The sequence below is a fragment of the Burkholderia pulmonis genome, from assembly GCF_984667975.1.
This window is the reverse complement of sequence record NZ_OZ480187.1, coordinates 436,171-456,483: the sequence shown is the minus strand read 5'-3', so window position 1 is coordinate 456,483 and position 20,313 is coordinate 436,171. Positions and strand designations below refer to the sequence as shown.

The following is a 20,313-nucleotide window of genomic DNA, read 5'->3' as shown; positions in this document are numbered from 1 at the left end:
ATACTCGTGCCACCCGCTGCATCGCCCGGCGGCCGGTGCTTTCGGGGCATTCGAGCGGGCAACGAACGACCACGCCGCACCACGTCAAAGAAAGGCTGAAACACAATGGAACACGACGCCGCGCAAGTCTTCCAGAAAATCCACGACGAACAGGGGTGGCATTCGCAGGAAAGCGTATCCGGGTGGGGTTCGGAGCTGAAAAACACCGCGCAGGTCATTCGCGAGCTGCCCGGGTTGCTGCGCCGCTTCGGGGTGCGTTCGATGCTCGATGCGCCGTGCGGCGATTTCAACTGGATGCGCCACGTCGACCTCGACGGCATCGACTACATCGGCGCCGACATCGTGCAGAGCCTCGTGGCGGCCAACCAGGCGACCTGGACGGCGCCGAACCGCCGTTTCATGCATCTCGACCTGTTGCAGGATCCGTTGCCCGATGCCGACCTGATCCTCTGCCGCGACTGCCTGTTCCACTTTTCCCATGCGGACGTGTTCCGCGCATTCGAGCGTTTCGCCGCGACGAACGCGCGCTACCTGCTGACCACGACCTTCATCTATCGCAGCTATCCGCGCAACGCGGAAATCGCGACCGGCCAGTGGACGCCCATCAACCTCGAAATGCCGCCGTTCGATCTCGATCCGCCGCTGACGCTGATCGTCGAAGGCAGCAACGAATGCATCGTCTACGGGCCCGACATCGGCACGGTGCCGATGTCCGATCGCTGCCTCGGGCTCTGGAGCATGGAAAGCGTTCGCGACCGCTTGCGGCGCAGGCCGCTTCCCGGCATCCGGAGCGCGCGATGATCGTCCTCAGCCATTTCGGCCAGCACGCGCCCGCCAGCCTCGAGAATCACCGCTGGTACGCGCAGGTTCACGGCTATCGCCACGAGATCGTCGATGCGTCCGCGATGCCGCAGGCGCTGCCGTTGCGGCCGCTGCATCGCTACGAAGCGCTGCTTCACGTGCTGCGCGGCGCGCAACCCGGCGAACTCGTGCTGCTGCTCGGCGAAGACGCGGCGATCATCGAACCCGTCGCCCTCGAGCGCCTGATGGCCGGGCGCGACCTGCTGCTGGTCGACGCATTCGCGCCGCCGCTGCCGCAAGTCGACGTGCAGATCTGGCGCAACACGCCGGACGTGCGGGCCCTCGCGATGCGGCTCGTGCAGCGCTGCAAGCTCGGCAGCGAGCCCCGGCTCACGTCCGAGGCCGCGCTGTTCGCGGGTCTCGACACGCATCGCTACATGGCATCGATCGACGGGCTGTACGCGGTCATGCCGGCCGGCCCCAATCTCGATCCGATGTGGGCCCGCGAACCGACGTTCGCGATCAGCATCGACGACACACCGCACGATCCCGAGCGGAAAGGCGCGACGCCGCGTTTCCGCGACACGCTCGTCGCCTACGTCAACCGATGCCGCACCGCCGGCCGGCCGATGTTCTCGTTCGATCACGACGCGCCGGCCACGCCGGACGAAGCCACCGAGCGCAGCACCTACAATCCCGGCCGCCCGATTGCGGCGATGATGCTCTACACGCCGAACATCGGCAGCTATGCACGCGTCGCCGAACGGAATTTCCGGCGCTACTGCGATGCGCACGGCTACACGCTCTACGTGCATCGCGAGATTCCCGCCGAGATCGGGCTGAACGCGACGGGCAACTGGTTCAAGCCGTGGCTGCTGCATGCGTACCTGCAGCACCATGAATGGGTCGTGTGGCTCGATGCCGACGTGCTGATCGCGGATCCGCATCAACCGCTGGAGCCGCTGCTCGAAGGGCGCGACTGGCTGCTCGCACAGGACATCGGCCAGTGGGCGTTCAACTCGGGCGTGATGGCATTCCGCCGCACCGAACGCAACGACGCGATGCTGCGCGACCTGATGACGACGATCACCGCGCTGCAGGACCGGTCGAGCGTCTATGCCAGCGATGGCGACCAGCTGCATTTCATTCGCGCGATGGAACGCGACGGGCAACTGCAAGGCGAAGGCGTGGCCGACCTCGTCGCTTTCAACACGCCCTGGCTGTTTCGCCGGGCGGACAGCTACATCGTGCATTACTACGGGATGTGGTCCGCGATGCGCGCGCTGATGATGGCGCACGACGACGGGCTGCTGCCCTGACGCCCCCGCCGGGCTATCGATCATTCCGCCGTAAAGCGACGCGCTGGCCGGATTCGACCGGCCGGCGCGTCGTCGTAGCGGTTGCCGCCGTCAGATCGGCGCGATCGTCGGCGCCACGGCGGCCGGATCGGTGATGCTGGGCTTGCCGGTTTCGACGTGCCCCGCGATGCGGCGCGTCCAGCCCGCATTGCCCGCCACCGCGAACTGCAGGTCGTACCACTGGCTGTTGCACGACAGGTCCCAGTGCGCTTCGACGCGCTGCCCCGCCGGAATCGTCAGCGTGCGCGCCGCGCCGCCGTACGCGACATCGGTCGCCGTGACCGTGAGCGTGCCGGTGCCCGCATTGGCGATCGTCACGTAGACATCGCCGTTCGCCACGTCGTAGCACGGCGTGATTTCCGGCTTGGCCGCGGCATCCGCGGCCGCCGACCCCGCGAAGCGCCGGAAATAGCCGTTCGGCCCCCACACGCTCACCAGGTAGTTGCCGTTCGCGTCGAGCGCCCAGGTATCGGTGAGCTGCTTGCCCGCTTCGACCGTATAGCGGCGCGGCATCGCGGTGGGGTCGCCCGTATAGACCCAGAAGTGCGCGCCCTGCGTGCCCGTATTCGAGAACGTCACCGCATAGCCTTGCGCCTGCAGCTGGCCGGTGACGTGCAGTTCGTACGGCAGCGCACGCGCCGGCCGCGTGCCGGATTCCTGCGCGGTCACGACCTGCTGCGCGGTGCTGGCCGGCGCGGCCTGCGACGACGCGCGCGAGCATTGCAGGTCCGCCTGCGCGACATACGCCTGCGTGTTCGGCAGGGTCGGCAGCGTGGCATCCGATTTCGAGAAGTCGAGCGCCGACGTCAGGTCGCCGCAGATCGCGCGGCGCCACGGCGAGATGTTGGTCTCCATCACGCCGAAACGCTTCTCGATGAATTGCAGCACCGACGTGTGATCGAAGACCTGCGAGCAGACGAAGCCGCCCTTCGACCACGGCGACACGACGAACATCGGCACGCGCGGGCCGAGGCCGTACGGCAGGTTGTCGGCCGTATACGTGCCGGTCTGCGTCGACGTCACGACGTTGTGCCGCTCGAGCGACACGTCCACGGTGCTCATGCCCGAACCGGGCAGCGTCGGCGCCGACGGCGGCACGACGTGATCGAAGAAGCCGTCGTTCTCGTCGTACATGATCAGCAGGACGGTCTTGCTCCACACCTCCGGATTCGACGTCAGCGCATCGAGGATCGTCGACAGGTAGTACGCGCCGTACAGCGGCGTGAACTTCGGGTGCTCCGAATACGCGGCGGGCGGCAGCAGCCACGACACCTGCGGCAGCGCATTGGCCTGTACGTCCGCCTTCAACTGCGTGATCGGGCGGGTGCTCATCCCGCGCGTCTGCAGCGACGAGCCGGCCGGCGCATTCACGAAGTTGTTGAAGCACGCGAGCATGTTCGTGCCGTAGTTGCCGGTGAAGTTGTCGAACCCGGTGCCCTGCTGGTAGACCTGCCACGAGATGCCGGCCTTCTCGAGCCGCTCCGGGTAGGTCGTCCAGCTGAAGGGCGGCAACTGGATCTTGTCGAACTGGTTGTCGATGTAGTCGGTGTTGTCGAGCAGCGGGCCGCCGCCCGTGCCGAGCGGATCGACCATGCCCGTCATCAGGTACATGCGGTTCGGGTGCGTGTTGCCCGGAATCGAGCAGAAGTAGTTGTCGCACACCGTGAACGCATCCGCGAGCGCGTAGTGGAACGGGATGTCGTCGCGGACGTGATAGCCCATCGTCATGTTCGACTTCTGCACGGCCCACTGGTCGGCGCGGCCGTTGTCGATCGCGCCGTGCGTCGTCGCCCACGTATGCGGCAGGCCGCCGATACATTGTGCGTTGACGCCCGGGTTGGTCGTGTCGTAGCGGAACGGGGCGATCACGCTCGTCTTGTCTTCCTGCCGCGGCTGGAACCACACGGGCTTGCCGTTCGGCAGCGTGACCGGGAAGCGGTCGTTGTAGCCGCGCACACCGCTCAGGTGACCGAGATAGTGGTCGAACGAGCGGTTCTCCTGCATGAACACGACGATGTGCTGCACGTCCTGGATCGTGCCCGTCACGGTATTCGGCTCGATCGCAAGCGCCTTGCGGATCGATTCGGGAAGCAGCGCTGTGGCGGCGGTCGCGCCGGCGAGGCCGGCCGAGAACTTCAGAAAATCGCGTCGCGAATGGATGGCCATGCTGGTTGCTCTTTCTTGATGGGAGTTCTGGTGGAAACGGCCGGGATCAGGAAGCGGACGAGGACGCAGGTGCGGTGAAGCCCGGCGGGCAACGCATCTGCGCGGTGGCGACGACGGCGCCGCCGCACGCGGCCTTCTGCTGCGCGACGGGCGCGGCGGGTGCAGCCAGGTCGTCGTTGCAGGCGCCGAGGAGGGTTGTCAGCGCGATCAGACCAACGACCGCGAAAGGCCGCAGGGCCGACTTTCGCATAACGATTCTCCGTGGGGGTGATGACGTGGCCCGGGCGCGGGTGCGCACCGGTCATATCGACGGCGAATGCTAATTACCACGTGTTACACGACGGTGTCGCGTACGAGCGTAGCGTGATGTGCACGCGTGCGGTAGCACGTGTCGGTGCGGTGGGAGGGCGGGCAATGTAATGCGATCGAAAGATTCGGACTGCTTCGGCATCTCGATGCGATCGAAGCCGGCCTGATTCGACAGGGGTCGCGCGGGGAATCGCGACGCGGTTTTCATGCGGACCGGCTGCCACGGCAGCCGGCCCGCTCACGACGGGAAGGCCCTGTTCAGCCTTCCGCCATCAGCAGCAGCTGTGCGCCGTCCGCGACCTGGTCGCCGACGCCGTACAGGACTTCCGCGACGACGCCCGCGCTCGGCGCGCCGATCGTGTGCTCCATCTTCATCGCTTCCATCACGATCAGCGGCGTGCCGGCTTCGACCTTCTGACCCGGTTCGACCAGCACCGCGATCACCTTGCCGGGCATCGGTGCGGTCAAGCGCCCGCCGCCCTGCTCCGTCTCGCCCGCATGCGCGAGCAGGTTGCGCCATTCGAACGTCTCGGCCGCGCCCTGCGTGAACACATGGAACGTGTCGCCGTCCGCATACACGCGGCCGCTGCTGCGCACGCCGCCGAGCGTCACGTCGAAATCGAGCGGCGTGGCGCCGCGCGTCCACGCGAACGGCTGAGCCGCATCGCTACCGGCCGCGATGCGCGCACCGGCGCCGTCGTCTTCGTACGTGACCGTCACGTCCGCTTCGCGATCGGCCGCATGCCATTCGAGCGTACGGCGATAACCGCCGTTCAGCCGCCAGTCCGGCAATGCACCCCACGGCGACGTGCGTTGCGCCGCGCCGCGTTCGCGCGCGAGCAGTGCCGCGCATGCGAGCGCAAGCGTCGCGCGCGGCGGCTGTTGCGGGGCGAACAGCGCATCGTGGTTGCGCTCGATCAGGCCCGTGTCGAGATCGGCGGTGGCGAACGGCTCGCACGCGACGATCCGCTGCAGGAACGCGGCGTTCGTATGCAGGCCGACCACCTCGCAGGCGCGCAGCGCGCGCAGCATCAGGCTCAGCGCTTCCGCGCGGTCCGCGCCGTGGACGATCAGCTTCGCGATCATCGGGTCGTAGAACGGCGTGATCGCATCGCCTTCGCGCACGCCGCTGTCGACACGCACCGAGGCGCCGATCGAGAACTCGACGCCTGCCGGCAGCCGCAGATGCTTCAGCGTGCCCGTCGACGGCAGGAAGCCGCGCGCGGGGTTCTCTGCATACAGGCGCGCCTCGAGCGCGTGGCCCTGCACGCGCAGTTCGTCCTGCTTCAGCGGCAGCGGCTCACCGGATGCGACGCGCAGTTGCCATTCGACGAGATCGAGCCCCGTAACCATCTCGGTGACCGGATGCTCGACCTGCAGGCGCGTGTTCATCTCCATGAAGTAGAACGCGTCGCCCGTCATGATGAATTCGACGGTGCCCGCGCCGACATAGCCAACCGCGCGCGCGGCCGCGACAGCCGCTTCGCCCATTGCACGGCGCACGTCGTCGGGCAGGCCCGGCGCCGGTGCTTCTTCAAGCACCTTCTGGTGACGGCGCTGCACCGAACAGTCGCGGTCGAACAGGTACACGGTATTGCCGAGCGTGTCGCCGAACACCTGCACTTCGACGTGGCGCGGTCGCGTCAGGTATTTCTCGATCAGCACGCGGTCGTTGCCGAAGCTGCTCGCCGCTTCGCGCTGGCACGACGCGAGCGCCGCCAGGAAATCATCGGAGCGCTCGACCACGCGCATGCCCTTGCCGCCACCACCCGCGCTGGCCTTCAGCAACACCGGATAGCCGATATCATCGGCTTCGCGATGCAGGTGGGCCGCGTCCTGGTCGTCGCCGTGATAGCCGGGCACGAGCGGCACGGCGGCCGCGTGCATCAGCGCCTTCGCGGCGGCCTTCGAGCCCATCGCTGCGATCGCATCGACCGGCGGCCCGATGAACACGATGCCGGCCGCTTCGCACGCGTGCGCGAAATCTTCGTTCTCCGACAGAAAGCCGTAGCCGGGGTGGATCGCCTGCGCGCCGGTCGCGCGCGCGGCTTCGATGATGCGCTCGATGCGCAGGTAGCTGTCTGCCGCGGCCGAGCCGCCGATGTGCACGGCCTCGTCGCATGCGGCCACGTGTTTCGCATTCGCGTCCGCGTCGGAATAGACGGCGACGCTCGCGATCCCGAGACGTTTGCACGTCGCGGCGACGCGGCACGCGATTTCGCCGCGGTTGGCGATCAGAATCTTGTCGAACATGGCTTCGATGTCGTCCGGAAAGAGGGAGTCACGCGGTCATTCACGCCAAGAAGGCGTGCGCTTTTCGAGGAAGGACGCGATCCCTTCGCGCGCTTCCGCGCCGGCGCGGGTCCGCGCGATCCAGTCGGCGGTCTGCTCGATCAGCGTCGCGTCGAGCGGGCGGCCGGCCACGTCGGCGACGAGCCGCTTGCACGCCTTCACCGCATCGGGGCCGTTCGCGACGAGCGTCGCGGCCAGCTTCGCGACCGTTTCGTCGAGCGCGCCGGCAGGCACCGCGTCGTGAATGAAGCCGAGCGATGCGGCGCGCGTGCTGTCGAACACCTCGGCCGTCGTGAAGTAGCGCCGTGCCGCGCGCTCGCCCATCGCACGCACGACGTACGGCGCGATCGTCGCGGGAATCAGCCCGAGCCGCGCTTCCGACAGGCAGAACTTCACGCCGTCGGCGGCGATCGCGATGTCGGCCGCCGCGACGAGACCCACGCCGCCCGCATACGCATCGCCGTGCACGCGCGCGATCACCGGCTTGCCGCAGCGATGGATCGCCTCGAGCATCCGCGCGAGCTTGCGCGCATCGGCGCGGTTCTCGTCGTCCGAGTAACCGGCCATCTTCTTCATCCAGTTCAGGTCCGCGCCCGCGCAGAACGCGGCGCCTTCCGCCGCGAGCACGATCGCGCGCACGCCTTCGTGCGCATCGAGCCATTCGAACGCGGTGGTCAGCTCGGCGATCGTCGTCTCGTTGAACGCATTGCGCACGTCGGGACGCGCGAGCGTGACGGTCGCCACGCGGCCGGCTTCGCTTACCTTGATCGTTTCGTATCGCATCGGTGAGTCCTCCCGGGCGTTACATGCGGAACACGCCGAAGCGCGTATCGTCGATCGGCGCGTTCATCGATGCGGCCAGGCCGAGGCCGAGCACGTCGCGCGTCTGCGCGGGATCGATCACGCCGTCGTCCCACAGCCGCGCGCTCGCGTAATACGGATGGCCCTGGCGCTCGTACTGGTCGCGGATCGGCTGCTTGAATGCTTCCTCTTCTTCCGGCGACCACGCACCGCCCTTCGCCTCGATGCCGTCGCGCCGCACGGTGGCGAGCACCGACGCGGCCTGCTCGCCGCCCATCACCGAGATACGCGCGTTCGGCCACATCCACAGGAAACGCGGGCCGAATGCGCGGCCGCACATCCCGTAGTTGCCGGCGCCGAACGAGCCGCCGATGATCACCGTGAACTTCGGTACCTTCGCGTTCGACACGGCCGTCACCATCTTCGCGCCGTGCCGCGCGATGCCTTCGTTCTCGTACTTGCGCCCGACCATGAAGCCCGTGATGTTCTGCAGGAACACGAGCGGGATCTTGCGCTGGCAGCACAGCTCGATGAAATGCGCGCCCTTCACCGCCGATTCGGAAAACAGGATGCCGTTGTTCGCGACGATCCCGACCGGATGGCCCCAGATGTGCGCAAAACCTGTGACGAGCGTCGTGCCGTAGCGCGCCTTGAATTCGTCGAACTCCGAATCGTCGACGATGCGCGCGATTACCTCGCGCACGTCGAACGGCTTGCGCGTATCGACCGGAATCACGCCGTACAGGCTCTTGGCGTCGTAGCGCGGCAGCTTCGGCTCGCGCAGCGCGACGGGCGACGCGATCTTCGGCGCCAGGTGATCGACGATGTTGCGTGCGATCGACAGCGCATGCGCATCGTTCTGCGCGAGGTGGTCGGCCACGCCCGACAGGCGCGTGTGCACGTCGCCGCCGCCGAGATCCTCGGCGCTCACTTCCTCGCCGGTCGCGGCCTTCACGAGCGGCGGCCCGCCGAGGAAAATCGTGCCCTGGTCCTTCACGATGATCGACTCGTCGCTCATCGCCGGCACGTACGCGCCGCCGGCCGTGCACGAGCCCATCACGACGGCGATCTGCGCGATTCCCGCCGCCGACATCGTCGCCTGGTTGAAGAAGATGCGGCCGAAGTGGTCGCGATCGGGAAACACGTCGTCCTGGTTCGGCAGGTTCGCACCGCCCGAATCGACGAGGTATACGCACGGCAGCCGGTTTTCAGCGGCGATCTCCTGTGCGCGCACGTGCTTCTTCACGGTGACCGGGTAGTAGGTGCCGCCCTTGACCGTCGCGTCGTTGCACACGATCACGCATTCGCGGCCGGCGATGCGGCCGATCCCGGTGATGACGCCCGCGCCCGGCGCGTCGTCGTTGTACATGCCGTTCGCGGCGAGCTGCGACAGCTCGAGGAACGGCGCACCCGGATCGAGCAGTTGCGCGATCCGGTCGCGCGGCAGCAGCTTGCCGCGTGACAGGTGCTTGTCGCGCGCGGCCTGGCCGCCGCCCTGCGCGAGCTGTTCGATCTTCGCGCGCAGGTCGGCGACGACCGCCTCGAGCGCCGCGGCATTCGCGCGGAAGTCTTCCGAACGCGGGTTCAGTTTCGATTCGATGATCGGCATCGACGGGGCTCCGTTCGCGTGACGTGGGGCGTTACATCGTTTCCGCGAACAGCTCGCGGCCGATCAGCATCCGGCGGATCTCGCTCGTGCCGGCGCCGATCTCGTACAGCTTCGCATCGCGCCACAGGCGGCCAACCGGGTATTCGTTGATGTAGCCGTTGCCGCCGAGGATCTGGATCGCCTCGCCGGCCATCCACGTCGCCTTCTCGGCCGTGTAGAGGATCACACCCGCGCAATCCTTGCGCACCTGGCGAATGTGGTCGCTGCCCGCCGAGTCGAGATGGCGGCCGACCGCGTACAGATAGGCGCGGCAGGCCTGGAACGTGGTGTACATGTCGGCGACCTTGCCCTGGATCAGCTGGAATTCGCCGATCGACTGGCCGAACTGCTTGCGGTCGTGGATGTACGGCACCACGGCGTCGAGGCACGCGGCCATGATGCCCGTCGGCCCGCCCGACAGCACCGCGCGCTCGTAGTCGAGGCCGCTCATCAGCACCTTCACGCCGCCGTTCAACTGGCCGAGGATGTTTTCTTCCGGCACCTCGACGTCCTGGAACACCAGCTCGCCCGTATGCGAGCCGCGCATGCCCAGCTTGTCGAGCTTCTGCGCGACCGAGAAGCCCTTCATCCCCTTTTCGACGATGAACGCGGTGATGCCGCGCGAGTTGGCTTCGACGTCCGTCTTCGCGTAGACGACGAGCGTGTCGCAATCGGGGCCGTTGGTGATCCACATCTTCGTGCCGTTCAGCACGTAGCGGTCGCCGCGCTTGTCCGCGCGCAGCTTCATGCTGACGACGTCGGAGCCGGCGTTCGGCTCGCTCATCGCGAGCGCGCCGATGTGTTCGCCCGACACGAGCTTCGGCAGGTATTTCTGCTTCTGCGCGTCGGTGCCGTTGCGGTGGATCTGGTTCACGCACAGGTTCGAGTGCGCGCCGTACGACAGGCCGATCGACGCCGATGCGCGCGAGATTTCTTCCATCGCGACCATGTGCGCGGTGTAGCCCATGTTCGCGCCGCCGTACTCCTCGGCCACCGTCATGCCGAGCACGCCGAGATCGCCGAACTTCTTCCACAGATCCATCGGAAACTGGTCGGTGCGGTCGACCTCCGCCGCGCGCGGCGTGATTTCCTTCGCCGCAAACGTCGCGACAGCGTCGCGCAGCATCTCGATGTCTTCACCGAGCATGAATTGCACGCCGGGCAGGTTGATCATGTCTCCTCCGTCTCCAGAAAGTGTGTCGCACTCACCGATTTCTGAGTTTCGCTCAAATCGAATGAATGCACCGATTCATTAGCCAATACAGCGGAAATTTTGCACAGTTTCGCGCCTCGTCGGGTTTGGCGTCAATAGTTTTTTGAGTGATACTCAGATATGATGACTGGATGACAGCCGCTCCCGCCGACACCATGACCGCCACCGCCAAAGCCGACCGCGCCGACACGCCGCGCGCGCCCGCCGGGCGCAAGTCCCAGCAGCGCGTGCAGGACATTCTGCGCGCGGGCCGTGAAGTGTTCGCCGAAAAAGGTTACGAGCATGCGACGGCCGCCGAGATCGCGCAGCGCGTGGGGGTGTCGGAGGCGACGGTGTTCAGCTACTTCCGCGGCAAACGCGAGCTGTGCGCGCGCGTGATCGCGGATTGGTACGACGAAATCATCGCCGCGTTCGAGCACGGCATGCCGCAGGATGCGTCGGTGCAGCAGCAGTTCGCCTTCATCGTGCGCACTCACCTGCGGCTGATGCTCGTGAACGGCACGGGGCTGTGCGCGCTGGTGCTGTCGGAAGGCCGTGCGAAGCAGCATGCGCTGAGCGACGAGCTCACCGCGCTGCAGCGCCGCTACACGGCGCCGCTGATGGACGTGCTCGCGCGCGGCCAGGCGGCCGGGCAGGTTCGCGCGGACCTGCCGCTGAGCCTGCTGCGCTCGATGGTGTTCGGGCCGATCGAGCACGTGCTGTGGGATGCGATCCTCGGGCACCGCAAGCTCGATACGGAAACGACGGCCGCGCAGCTGATCGACATGCTGTGGGCCGCCGTGCAGCCGCCGGCGCCGGAACAGGCGGCGCTCGTGCGCTTCAGGAACGAAGTGGCCGAAGCGATGCAGCGGCTGGAAGGGGAACGCACGCGCGCGTGACGCGCGGCGGCCGGGTTACGCCGCCGCGGTTCGATCGCGGCAGCGCGCAACCGGTCAATTGACGAGACGGCAGTGCGCCAGCTTCAGGCCCGGCAATACGGGCGCGTCGATATAGCCCTCATTCACGCAGCTGAACCGGAACGCCGCCGACGTGACGAACGGCTTGATTTCCCCGCCGGGGAATTTCGGCTTCAGCGCATCCTGGTCGGCCACGTCGAAATGCGTGTCGAATTGCTCGCCGTCGGCCGTCAGCGCGCCGAAGTACGTGCCGCCCGGGTCGCTGCCCATCCGGATCACGGCGCCGGCGAACACGAGGCGCTTGCCGTCGTACTTCGTCTTCGCGGCGGCCATGTCCTGCGTATAGGCCTCGATCACGGCGCCGTAATGCGCATCGATCGCGGGTTCGGCGTCCGACGCCGCGCAAGCGGCCTGGTGAACGCCCGCCAGCAGCGTGCAGGCCGCGAGCGCGGCCGCCGCGAACGGCGCGGAAATCTTCTTCATGGGTGGTCTCCCGTCTAGCGTGGTGGTTGAAGTGAGTGAAGCCCGGCGCTTGCACCGGCTGGATTCGCTTCCGTTGCTCTAATCGTTCGAATGGCGGTACACGGCTGCGATCACTTCATCACCCGCATGGTCGTGCGCGGTGCGTGCCGCCGCGCGGAACGCGACGTGACAGGAAGATGACATGGTGCGGCCCCCGGTTCTCTCGTTGAATTTCACTGCGTCTGATTTTGGCCGCTACGGTAGCAGACGGCCGGCGGCCCGGCAACCAAGCCCCGCGCGTTGCCGTTCATTTCATTACAATTGCAAATGATTCTCATTACATATATCATGCGCAACCTGGCCGCAACGAAACGCCGCGGCCCGCAACACGATCCTTAGCACTCCTTCCGCCTCGATTCATGCCATCCCGTCGAACGCCCCGCCGTGCCCGGACCCTGCGTCCGTGGCGCACGAGCCTGCCCGCCCTGATCACCCTGTGCGTCGCGAGCGGCGCGCATGCCGCCAACGCCGAACCCGCCGCGCCCGCATCGACACCCGCGACGCCCGCCGAACACGAACTCCCGGCGATCAGCGTCAACGCGTCGGCCGCCGTCGATCCGACGGTCGGCTATCAGCCGCGCACCACGCGCATCGCGGGCGGCGATGACCGCTCGCTGAAGGAGATTCCGCAATCGGTCGCGGTGGTCAGCAGCAGCGTGATGCAGGACCAGCAGGCACGCTCGCTCGACGACGTGCTCGGCAACATCAGCGGCGTCACGCAGACGAATACGCTCGGCGGCACGCGCGACGCGTTCATCAAGCGCGGCTTCGGGTCGAACAACGACGGCTCGGTACTCGTCGATGGCGTGCGCACGCCGGTGCTGCACAGCTATCTCGCGACGATCGATCGCGTCGAAGTGCTGAAGGGCCCTGCCTCACTGCTGTACGGGATGCAGGATCCGGGCGGCGTGATCAACCTCGTCACGCGCAAGCCGGAAGACACGTTCGGCGGCTCGATTTCCGCGTCGCGCACGAGCCACGGCGGCAGCAGCGCGCAGTTCGACCTCACGGGCCCGCTCGGCAAGCCGGGCCAGGTCGCGGGCGGCACGCTCGCGTTCCGGCTCACCGGCGAATACGACACGAGCCGCTACTGGCGCAGCTTCGGCCGCGAACGCAACGCGTTGATCGCACCCGCGCTGTCGTGGCGCGACGCGAACACGTCGATCGACGTCAGCTACCAGTACGTCGACTACACGATGCCGTTCGACCGCGGCACCGTGCTCGTGAACGGCCGGCCCGACGACGCGCTGCGCTATCGCCGCTACGAGGAAGCGTGGTCGCAAAGCAGCGGCATCCAGGAAACGCTGCGCACGCGCATCGAGCACCGCTTCTCCGATGCGTGGCGCGTGCGCGCGACCTACGGCTGGGGCCGCGACCGCTATGACCAGTTCATCACCCGCGCCACCGCGTTCAACAGCCGGACCGGCGCGCTGACGCGCTCGTCCGATGCGAACCTCGGACGCAACGACTCCGACCAGATCGCGACGCTCGGCCTGCTCGGCAACGTGACGCTCGCGGGGATGAACCACGCGATCTACGTCGGCGGCGAATACGAGCGGCAGCGCAGCTTCCGCGGCGACACGATCCGCGGCAAGGCGACGACGGGCTTCAATCTCTACGATCCCGTATACGGCCTGCTCGCGCCGGGCGGCACGCCCAACACGAAGCAAAGCGATTCGCGCTCGGTCGTGCATGCGTATTCGACGATCGTGCAGGATTCGGTGAAGATCACCGACCGTCTCACCGCGGTGGGCGGCCTGCGGTGGGAAAACTGGCAGCAGGAATCGGGGATGGGGCGGCCGTTCGCGTTCGCCGACCGTTCGCGCGGCAGCGTCTGGCTGCCGCAGTTCGGGCTCGCGTATGCGCTCACGCCCGCGCTCACCGCGTACGCGAACGTGAGCCGCTCGTTCAAGCCGAACGTCGCGTCGAACGTCGCCGCGCCGCTCGCGCCGGAATACGGCCGCGTGCTCGAGGCCGGGCTGAAGTTCAGCCTGAAGCCCGCGATCACCGGCACGCTCGCGGTATACCAGATCGACAAGCGCAACGTCGCGGTCACGGTCGGCGACATCACGTCGACGATCGGCACCGCACGCTCGCGCGGGATCGAGCTCGACGTCGCCGGGCAGATCACGCGCCACCTGAGCGTGATCGGCAGCTATGCCTATACGAACGCGAACGACCGCGACAGCAACACGCCGCTCGTCAACGTCGCGCGCCACACGGGCAGCCTGTTCGCGGTGTACGACACGGCCATCGCGAACCTGCCGGGCCGCTGGCGCTTCGGCGGCGGCGCGCGCCTCGTCGGCGCACGCTCCGGCGACACCGCGAACAGCTTCACGCTGCCCGGCTACGTGACCGTCGACGCGTTCGCCGCCTACGAAACGACGATCGGCAAATTCCCGACACGCTTCCAGCTCAACGTGAAGAACCTGCTCGACAAGACCTACTACCCGTCGAGCAACAACAACCTGATCGTCGCGGTCGGCGAGCCGCGGCTCGTCACGCTGACGACGACGGTGTCGTTCTGACGCATCGCGCGGCCGACGCCGACGCGCGACGTCGGTCGGCCGCGCGTCCCCTTCCGCCTGCACGTCGCCGCGCAACGCGGCGACGTCCGCCTCCCGCTCAATCATCAGACCCCCGAATATCTCCCATCCGATATCGCGATTTCCGGTATCGATCGCGCGCCTCTAGACTGGCTACGCGATTGCGACGCCGCGCCGCCGCACGGCAACGCGGCACGTCCCCCCACAAAAACGATTCCGGGAGATCACCATGTCCGACCGGCATGCGCGCCGAGGCGCGCTCAAGACACTCGGCCTCGCGGCCGGCACCGCGCTGCTCGCCGCCGCGCGCCCCGCGCACGCGGCACCATCCGAAACCGGCGCGCTGCTGCCCGGCGGCGCCACGCGCCTCGCCGACCTCACGCGCCGCCTCGCGGCCGCGCCGCGACGGCGCGACTTCAAGACGGTGCCGATGATCCTCGAACAGCCCGACCAGTGGGATCACGCGGCGCTGGCCGAAGTGATCGGCTATCGCGGCGGCCCGAAGCAGGTGTGGGACAACACCGAACTCGGCGGCCCATGGCTGAACCTGATGCGCAATTCGCTGAACGCGCAGATCTGGTCGTACCGGCATCCGGATTTCCTCGTCGTGTCGGCCACGCACGGCAGCGCGCATCTCGCGCTGTTCGACCAGGCCGCGTGGGACAAATACGGCCTCGCGAAATTCGCCGGCGCCGCCTTCCCGACCAACACGCTGCTCGACGCGAAACCCGCGCAATCGAAAAGCGCGCAGGACCATGAAGCGCCCGACGGCGCGTTCTCGTCGCACGACAACAGTCTCGCCGCGCTGCAGCAGCGCGGCGTCGTGTTCCTGTCGTGCCACAACGCAATCTGGGAACTCGCGGAACGGCTCGACGGCGCGAATGCGAACCCCGACAAGCTGCCGCTCGACGCACTGGCGGCCGACCTGACCAACCACGTGATCCCGTCGGCGATCGTCACGCCGGGCGCGGTCGGCACGCTGCCCGAGCTGCAGCAGGCCGGTTTCACGTACGCGAAATGAGCGCCGTGATGACACCGATCCATACGAAACCGCAATCGCCTTCGCGCCGCCGCCGGCGCACGCTGCGCGCCGTGCTGACCGCGTGGCTGTGCTGCACATCGGCGCTCGCGCTCGCCGCGCCCGCCGACACGGACGCACGCATCTTTCCGCCCTGGCAGGACGGCCGCAACAACGACGCGATCCATCGCGGCCTCGAATTCACGGTGCCGCAGGTCGACGTACTCGCCGATTTCCACGGCGACCTCACCGCGCCGAAGCTCGTGCTGTACGTCGGCGGCAACTACTTCTTCGCGATGGCGCCGCTCGTCGCAAAATTCGAGGAAGACCATCCCGAGTATCGCGGGCGCATCTACTGGGAAACGATCCCGCCCGGCCTGCTCGTGAAGCAGATCCAGGCGGGCGGCACGATCACCGTCGGCAACATGACGTGGACGGTCAAGCCCGACGCATATTTCGCGGGGCTCGGCAAGATCAACGGCCTGATCGCGGACGGCACGCTCGCGGGCCCGGCCGTGCCGTACGTGACCAATCAGCTGACGATCCTGGTGCGCGCCGGCAATCCGAAACACATCGCGTCGCTGAACGATCTCGCACGGCCCGACGTGAAGCTCGCGATGCCGAATCCGGCCTTCGAAGGTGTCGCGCGGCAGATCCGCGCGTCGCTCGTGAAAGCGGGCGGCGACGCGCTCGCCCGTACCGTCTACGACGACAAGGTGCACGCCGGCACGACCGAACTCACGCACATCCATCATCGCGAAACCGCGCTGTTCCTGATGCAGGGGCGTGCGGACGCGGGCGTGCTGTGGCAATCCGAAGCGGCATTCCAGGAACAGGTCGGGCATCCTCTGATGCACATCAACATTCCGGCCGAGCAGAATACGACGGCGATCTACGCCGGTGCGATGGTGAAGGACGCGCCGCATCCGGAAGCCGCGCGCGCATGGCTCGCGTTCATCCGCTCGCCGGAGGCGTTCAGGATTTTCGAGCGCTACGGCTTCGGCCGATATGATGCGAGCCAGCCGACGCCGCACCTTGCGCCGGAGCAGGACCGGCCCGCGGCCGGCTGACGGTCCGGCCGCCGTGCGGCACATACGACACCTACAACAAGGAGGGGAGACGTGAACGACAGGGTCGATACACCGCGACACCGGTTCGCACCGCTGCTGCTCGCCGCGGCTGCGCTGCTGGCCGGCCACGCACAGGCGGACGACACAACACCCGGCAAGACGATCGCGACGCAAGGCACGGCGACCGGCGTCGCCGCCTGCATCGGCTGCCACGGCAGCCAGGGCGAAGGCAACGCGGCGGCCGGCTTCCCGCGCCTCGCGGGCGCCAACGCCGCGTATCTGTCCGCGCAGCTCGCCGCGTTCGCGGACGGCACCCGCCAGAACCCGGTCATGCAGCCGCTCTCGAAACTGCTGTCGCCGCACGAGCGCGACGCGGTCTCCGCGTACTTCGCGAGCCTGCCCGCGCCGGCCGGCATCTTCACGCCCGACGATGCATCGATCGATCCGGCGAACACCGGCGCGTGGCTCGCCACGCGCGGGCGCTGGTCGCAAGGCCTCCCCGCGTGCGCGCAATGCCACGGCCCCGGCGGCCTCGGCGTCGGCACCGCGTTTCCGCCGCTCGCGGGCCAGCCGGCCGCGTATATCGCCGGCCAGCTGAACGGCTGGAAATACGGCACGCGGCCGCCCGGGCCGATGGCCTTGATGCCGATGATCGCCGGCAAGCTGTCCGATGCCGACATCGACGCGGTGGCCGCCTACTACGCGCGCGGCGGCGCCGCACCAGGAGACAAGCGATGATCGACCGCACGATGCTGATCCGCCGCGCCCGCGCGGCCCTGCTCGGCGCGGCCTGGCTGCCCGCGCTCGCCTTCGCGGCGACCACGCAGGACGCACCAGCCGCCGCTTCCGCTCCGGCAATCGCCCCCGCCGCAACCGCGACGGCCGCCAAATCGTTCACGCCGCCACCCGAATCGGCGATTCCCGCCGACGACTTCGGCAAGACCGTCAGGCTCGGCGAGCAGATCTTCCTGCACACGCCCGAATTCGCGGGCAAGTACGTCGGCAACAAGCTGACCTGCGCGAGTTGCCACCTCGACGCCGGCCGCCGGCCCGACTCGAGCCCGATGTGGGCCGCGTACCTGCTGTATCCGGCGTACCGCGCCAAGAACGGCCACGTGAACACGTTCGCCGAGCGCCTGCAGGGCTGCTTCCGCTACAGCATGAACGGCAAGGCGCCGCCGGCCGGCGACCCGATCCTGGTCGCGCTCGAAACGTATTCGTACTGGCTCGCGAAGGGCGCGCCGGTCGGCACGAAGCTGCCGGGCCAGGGTTTCCCGAAACTGCCGCCGCCCGCCCAGAAGGCCGACTACGCGCGCGGCGCCGCCGTCTACACGCAGCACTGCGTGCTGTGCCACGGCGCGGACGGCCAGGGCCAGTCGAGCGGCGGCAAGGCCGCTTTCCCGGCGCTATGGGGCGCACGCTCGTTCAACTGGGGCGCGGGGATGGGCGACATCCGCAACGCGGCCGGCTTCATCAAGGCCAACATGCCGCTCGGGCTCGGCGGCACGCTGACCGATCAGGAGGCATGGGACGTCGCGACCTTCATGGACAGCCACGAACGCCCGCAGGACCCGCGCTTCACGGGCTCCGTGCAGGACACGCGCGCGAAATTCCACGATTCGCCCGACTCGATGTACGGGCGCAGCGTGAACGGCCGCGTGCTCGGCGCGCCCTGACGACCGGCCGCGCCGGTCGATGCGGCCGACTCGGCCGGCGCGGTCACGGATGCCAGCGGTACACGATGATGCTCGACCCGTTGTAGTTGTCCTTGGTAATCACGTACTCGCCGGTCGAGCGCAGGTACGCCCGCACGCCGTACATCGAATCGACGTCGTTGCCGACGTCCATCGCCGACGTGTTCGAATTCGTCAGCGTCGTGACGAGCGCGCCGCTGTTCAGGTCGAACACGTCGATGTTCGGCACCGTGTGCACGTAGCCGACGAACAGGTAGTGCCCGGCCGCCGCGATCGACTTCGGGTTCGCGCTCGTCAGGTTGATCACCGGGTTCGGCGCGCTCGTGTTGCCGTTCTTCCAGCCGTGATAAACCTCGATGTGCCCGTTCATCGCGGTCCAGTCCCAGTTGCCCGCGAGGCCCTGCGCAAGGATCATCGTGTCGCTGTCGGCCTGGTAGATGATGCGCGTGACGGGCGCCACGCTGGCCGGCACGGGTGTCGTCAACGGCTTGCCCCACGACGGCTTGCCGGTCGCGTCGAAGCCCGTCATCGGGTAGCGCGCGATCACGTTCGATCCGTTCAGGCCGGCCCATACGTCGCCATTGCCGTCGATGTCGAAACCGGCCGTCACCTGCAGCGTCGTGTTGAACGGCTTGCCGGGCAGCGAGCCGGCCGGAATCGCGATATAGCCGCTCGCGTTGCTGAAGTAATAGAAGTTGAAGTTGCCCGGGTTCTGGCCCGACGCGACGAGGATCCGGTTGCCGCCGACGTTCACGAGCTGGCCGAAATGCTGGCCGCGCTGGTAGTCGTTCATGTCGAGGCGCGGGTCCTTCGGATAGGTGAACGGGTCGACCGTGTTCGCGACGAACGTGCCGCCCGCCGTGCCCGTGTACACGTTGTTGCCGCTGTAGAACAACGTGCCGTCCGTGACCGGGTCGGGCGCGGCGATCCCCTCGAAGTTCAGCGCCTGCAGTTTCCATTGCAGCGCGCCCGTCGGGCTGTACGAATGGAGATCGGTGCTGCCGTTGCGGCCGAGATCCCAGCCGCCGCCCCATGCGTTGTTCAGCACGTACAGGTTGCCGCCCGAATCCTTGCCGAGCGCGGCGACGCGCGTGAAGCGCTTGTCGCCGACCTGCCCCTTGATCCCCGTCGTCGTGTCGAGGTAGCCGCCCTGCACGCCGAACGTGCCGACCTGCGCCGGCAGCCCGGGCAGCCCGCCGTAGACCTTGATGTTCATGTCGGGCCCTTCGTCGCCCACCATCAGCTGGCCCGTCGACGCGTCGAAGTACAGCGACGCCGGCCGCGCACCGGCTGCCATCTGGAGCGTGTTCATCGCCGTGCCGGTCGCGCTGAACTCCGCGACGACGCCCGCGCTCTTGCGCGCGACCCACAGGTTGCCGGCCGCATCGAGCGCCAGCGCGCCGGGCCCCGTTACGCCGATGTCGCGCTGCCACACGCCGTCGGTCGTATAGACGCGCACGCGGTTGCCGTAGAAGTCGCTCACGTACAGCAGGTTGCCGGCCGTCGCGAGGCCCGTGATCACGTCCGCGTACTGGATGCCCGTCCACGTGCTGACCGGGATGCGCAGGTCGCGCTGGTTCGTGCTCCGGTTGTAGCGGCCCACCGAGCCGCTGCCGAACGTGCGGTTGTAGCCGAGCGCGACGAACAGCGACGTCGAATTGCCGGTGATCGCGCCGCCCTGGAATTCGTCGTGAATGCCGATCGTGCCGAGCGGCTGGCCGTTCTGGTACATCGCCACGCCGCCCGCGTTCTCGTCCCAGCGCGACGCCGTGTAGATCACGCCTTCGGGCGCGACCCACATCGAACGCGCGCCGTTGCCGACGTGCGAGACCAGCGTGCCGTACGTGTTCGCGAGCCAGTCGGTCGAGTATGGCACCTGCGCGTGGCCCGCCGGCGCCAGCATCGCCACGCACATTCCCAGCAACGCCGCGCGGATTCGTTTCATTGACATGAATAATGCTCCCAGACGAACAATTGTC

16 protein-coding genes are annotated in these 20,313 nt (G+C 67.7%); 8 read left to right on the top strand and 8 right to left on the bottom strand.

The annotated features are described in order from the left end of the window. The first annotated feature begins 105 nt into the window (after positions 1–105). Together AC5LXK_RS18860 and AC5LXK_RS18855 are read left to right on the top strand one after the other, a co-directional pair. Positions 106–801: a class I SAM-dependent methyltransferase gene (locus AC5LXK_RS18860; RefSeq protein WP_493392989.1), complete on the top strand. Its 696-nt coding sequence runs from the start codon at positions 106–108 to the stop codon at positions 799–801. Continuing rightward, positions 798–2,120 (top strand): glycosyltransferase family protein, encoded by a 1,323-nt coding sequence (locus tag AC5LXK_RS18855; protein ID WP_493392988.1) that lies wholly within the window; start codon positions 798–800, stop codon positions 2,118–2,120. Before AC5LXK_RS18860 ends, AC5LXK_RS18855 begins: the two co-directional genes overlap by 4 nt. Before the next feature lie 90 nt (positions 2,121–2,210). On the opposite strand, the gene AC5LXK_RS18850 is transcribed toward AC5LXK_RS18855, so the two are convergent. The 6 genes from AC5LXK_RS18850 to AC5LXK_RS18825 form a co-directional block, all read right to left on the bottom strand. Further along, positions 2,211–4,325 (bottom strand): phosphocholine-specific phospholipase C, encoded by a 2,115-nt coding sequence (locus AC5LXK_RS18850; protein ID WP_493392987.1) that lies wholly within the window; start codon positions 4,323–4,325, stop codon positions 2,211–2,213. A gap of 46 nt (positions 4,326–4,371) precedes the next feature. Then, entirely contained in the window at positions 4,372–4,575 is a 204-nt protein-coding gene (locus AC5LXK_RS18845; protein ID WP_493392986.1) for a hypothetical protein, read from the bottom strand. A 317-nt stretch (positions 4,576–4,892) separates the two neighbouring features. Continuing rightward, positions 4,893–6,887: an acetyl/propionyl/methylcrotonyl-CoA carboxylase subunit alpha gene (locus tag AC5LXK_RS18840; RefSeq protein WP_493392985.1), complete on the bottom strand. Its 1,995-nt coding sequence runs from the start codon at positions 6,885–6,887 to the stop codon at positions 4,893–4,895. A 36-nt stretch (positions 6,888–6,923) separates the two neighbouring features. After that, positions 6,924–7,709 carry an enoyl-CoA hydratase/isomerase family protein gene (locus tag AC5LXK_RS18835; RefSeq protein WP_493392984.1) on the bottom strand — a complete coding sequence of 262 codons (786 nt, stop codon included), beginning with the start codon at positions 7,707–7,709 and terminating at the stop codon, positions 6,924–6,926. A gap of 19 nt (positions 7,710–7,728) precedes the next feature. Continuing rightward, a complete protein-coding gene (locus AC5LXK_RS18830) occupies positions 7,729–9,336 on the bottom strand; it encodes a carboxyl transferase domain-containing protein (protein WP_493392983.1) in 1,608 nt (535 codons plus the stop codon). A 31-nt stretch (positions 9,337–9,367) separates the two neighbouring features. Beyond that, on the bottom strand, positions 9,368–10,549 hold the full coding sequence (locus AC5LXK_RS18825; RefSeq protein ID WP_041493178.1) for an isovaleryl-CoA dehydrogenase: 1,182 nt from the start codon (positions 10,547–10,549) through the stop codon (positions 9,368–9,370). A gap of 170 nt (positions 10,550–10,719) precedes the next feature. Between AC5LXK_RS18825 and AC5LXK_RS18820 the strand changes: the two genes are divergently transcribed. After that, positions 10,720–11,466: a TetR/AcrR family transcriptional regulator gene (locus AC5LXK_RS18820; RefSeq protein ID WP_493392982.1), complete on the top strand. Its 747-nt coding sequence runs from the start codon at positions 10,720–10,722 to the stop codon at positions 11,464–11,466. A 54-nt stretch (positions 11,467–11,520) separates the two neighbouring features. Here the strand turns inward: AC5LXK_RS18820 and AC5LXK_RS18815 are convergent, their stop codons facing one another. Further along, positions 11,521–11,967 (bottom strand): hypothetical protein, encoded by a 447-nt coding sequence (locus tag AC5LXK_RS18815; RefSeq protein ID WP_493392981.1) that lies wholly within the window; start codon positions 11,965–11,967, stop codon positions 11,521–11,523. Between the two features lie 398 nt (positions 11,968–12,365). Between AC5LXK_RS18815 and AC5LXK_RS18810 the strand changes: the two genes are divergently transcribed. The 5 genes from AC5LXK_RS18810 to AC5LXK_RS18790 all read left to right on the top strand — a co-directional run bounded on the left by AC5LXK_RS18810 (position 12,366) and on the right by AC5LXK_RS18790 (position 18,316). Continuing rightward, positions 12,366–14,534 carry a TonB-dependent siderophore receptor gene (locus AC5LXK_RS18810; RefSeq protein WP_493392980.1) on the top strand — a complete coding sequence of 723 codons (2,169 nt, stop codon included), beginning with the start codon at positions 12,366–12,368 and terminating at the stop codon, positions 14,532–14,534. Positions 14,535–14,781: 247 nt separating this feature from the next. Then, on the top strand, positions 14,782–15,573 hold the full coding sequence (gene tetH / locus AC5LXK_RS18805) for a thiosulfate dehydrogenase (protein WP_493392979.1): 792 nt from the start codon (positions 14,782–14,784) through the stop codon (positions 15,571–15,573). A gap of 8 nt (positions 15,574–15,581) precedes the next feature. Continuing rightward, positions 15,582–16,640: a substrate-binding domain-containing protein gene (locus tag AC5LXK_RS18800; RefSeq protein WP_493392978.1), complete on the top strand. Its 1,059-nt coding sequence runs from the start codon at positions 15,582–15,584 to the stop codon at positions 16,638–16,640. A 51-nt stretch (positions 16,641–16,691) separates the two neighbouring features. After that, positions 16,692–17,378: a c-type cytochrome gene (locus tag AC5LXK_RS18795; RefSeq protein WP_493392977.1), complete on the top strand. Its 687-nt coding sequence runs from the start codon at positions 16,692–16,694 to the stop codon at positions 17,376–17,378. Further along, on the top strand, positions 17,375–18,316 hold the full coding sequence (locus AC5LXK_RS18790; RefSeq protein ID WP_493392976.1) for a c-type cytochrome: 942 nt from the start codon (positions 17,375–17,377) through the stop codon (positions 18,314–18,316). The genes AC5LXK_RS18795 and AC5LXK_RS18790 overlap by 4 nt, the downstream gene beginning before the upstream one ends. Positions 18,317–18,359: 43 nt before the next feature. On the opposite strand, the gene AC5LXK_RS18785 is transcribed toward AC5LXK_RS18790, so the two are convergent. Further along, complete coding sequence (locus AC5LXK_RS18785) at positions 18,360–20,285, bottom strand: SMP-30/gluconolaconase/LRE-like region family protein (RefSeq protein ID WP_493392975.1); 1,926 nt, start codon at positions 20,283–20,285, stop codon at positions 18,360–18,362. Between the last annotated feature and the right edge of the window lie 28 nt (positions 20,286–20,313).

Coding starts and splice junctions, on each gene's coding strand:
- AC5LXK_RS18860 (WP_493392989.1), top strand. CDS start 106: ATGGAACACGACGCCGCGCAAGTCTTCCAGAAAATCCACGACGAACAG.
- AC5LXK_RS18855 (WP_493392988.1), top strand. CDS start 798: ATGATCGTCCTCAGCCATTTCGGCCAGCACGCGCCCGCCAGCCTCGAG.
- AC5LXK_RS18850 (WP_493392987.1), bottom strand. CDS start 4,325: ATGGCCATCCATTCGCGACGCGATTTTCTGAAGTTCTCGGCCGGCCTC.
- AC5LXK_RS18845 (WP_493392986.1), bottom strand. CDS start 4,575: ATGCGAAAGTCGGCCCTGCGGCCTTTCGCGGTCGTTGGTCTGATCGCG.
- AC5LXK_RS18840 (WP_493392985.1), bottom strand. CDS start 6,887: ATGTTCGACAAGATTCTGATCGCCAACCGCGGCGAAATCGCGTGCCGC.
- AC5LXK_RS18835 (WP_493392984.1), bottom strand. CDS start 7,709: ATGCGATACGAAACGATCAAGGTAAGCGAAGCCGGCCGCGTGGCGACC.
- AC5LXK_RS18830 (WP_493392983.1), bottom strand. CDS start 9,336: ATGCCGATCATCGAATCGAAACTGAACCCGCGTTCGGAAGACTTCCGC.
- AC5LXK_RS18825 (WP_041493178.1), bottom strand. CDS start 10,549: ATGATCAACCTGCCCGGCGTGCAATTCATGCTCGGTGAAGACATCGAG.
- AC5LXK_RS18820 (WP_493392982.1), top strand. CDS start 10,720: ATGACAGCCGCTCCCGCCGACACCATGACCGCCACCGCCAAAGCCGAC.
- AC5LXK_RS18815 (WP_493392981.1), bottom strand. CDS start 11,967: ATGAAGAAGATTTCCGCGCCGTTCGCGGCGGCCGCGCTCGCGGCCTGC.
- AC5LXK_RS18810 (WP_493392980.1), top strand. CDS start 12,366: ATGCCATCCCGTCGAACGCCCCGCCGTGCCCGGACCCTGCGTCCGTGG.
- tetH (WP_493392979.1), top strand. CDS start 14,782: ATGTCCGACCGGCATGCGCGCCGAGGCGCGCTCAAGACACTCGGCCTC.
- AC5LXK_RS18800 (WP_493392978.1), top strand. CDS start 15,582: ATGACACCGATCCATACGAAACCGCAATCGCCTTCGCGCCGCCGCCGG.
- AC5LXK_RS18790 (WP_493392976.1), top strand. CDS start 17,375: ATGATCGACCGCACGATGCTGATCCGCCGCGCCCGCGCGGCCCTGCTC.
- AC5LXK_RS18785 (WP_493392975.1), bottom strand. CDS start 20,285: ATGTCAATGAAACGAATCCGCGCGGCGTTGCTGGGAATGTGCGTGGCG.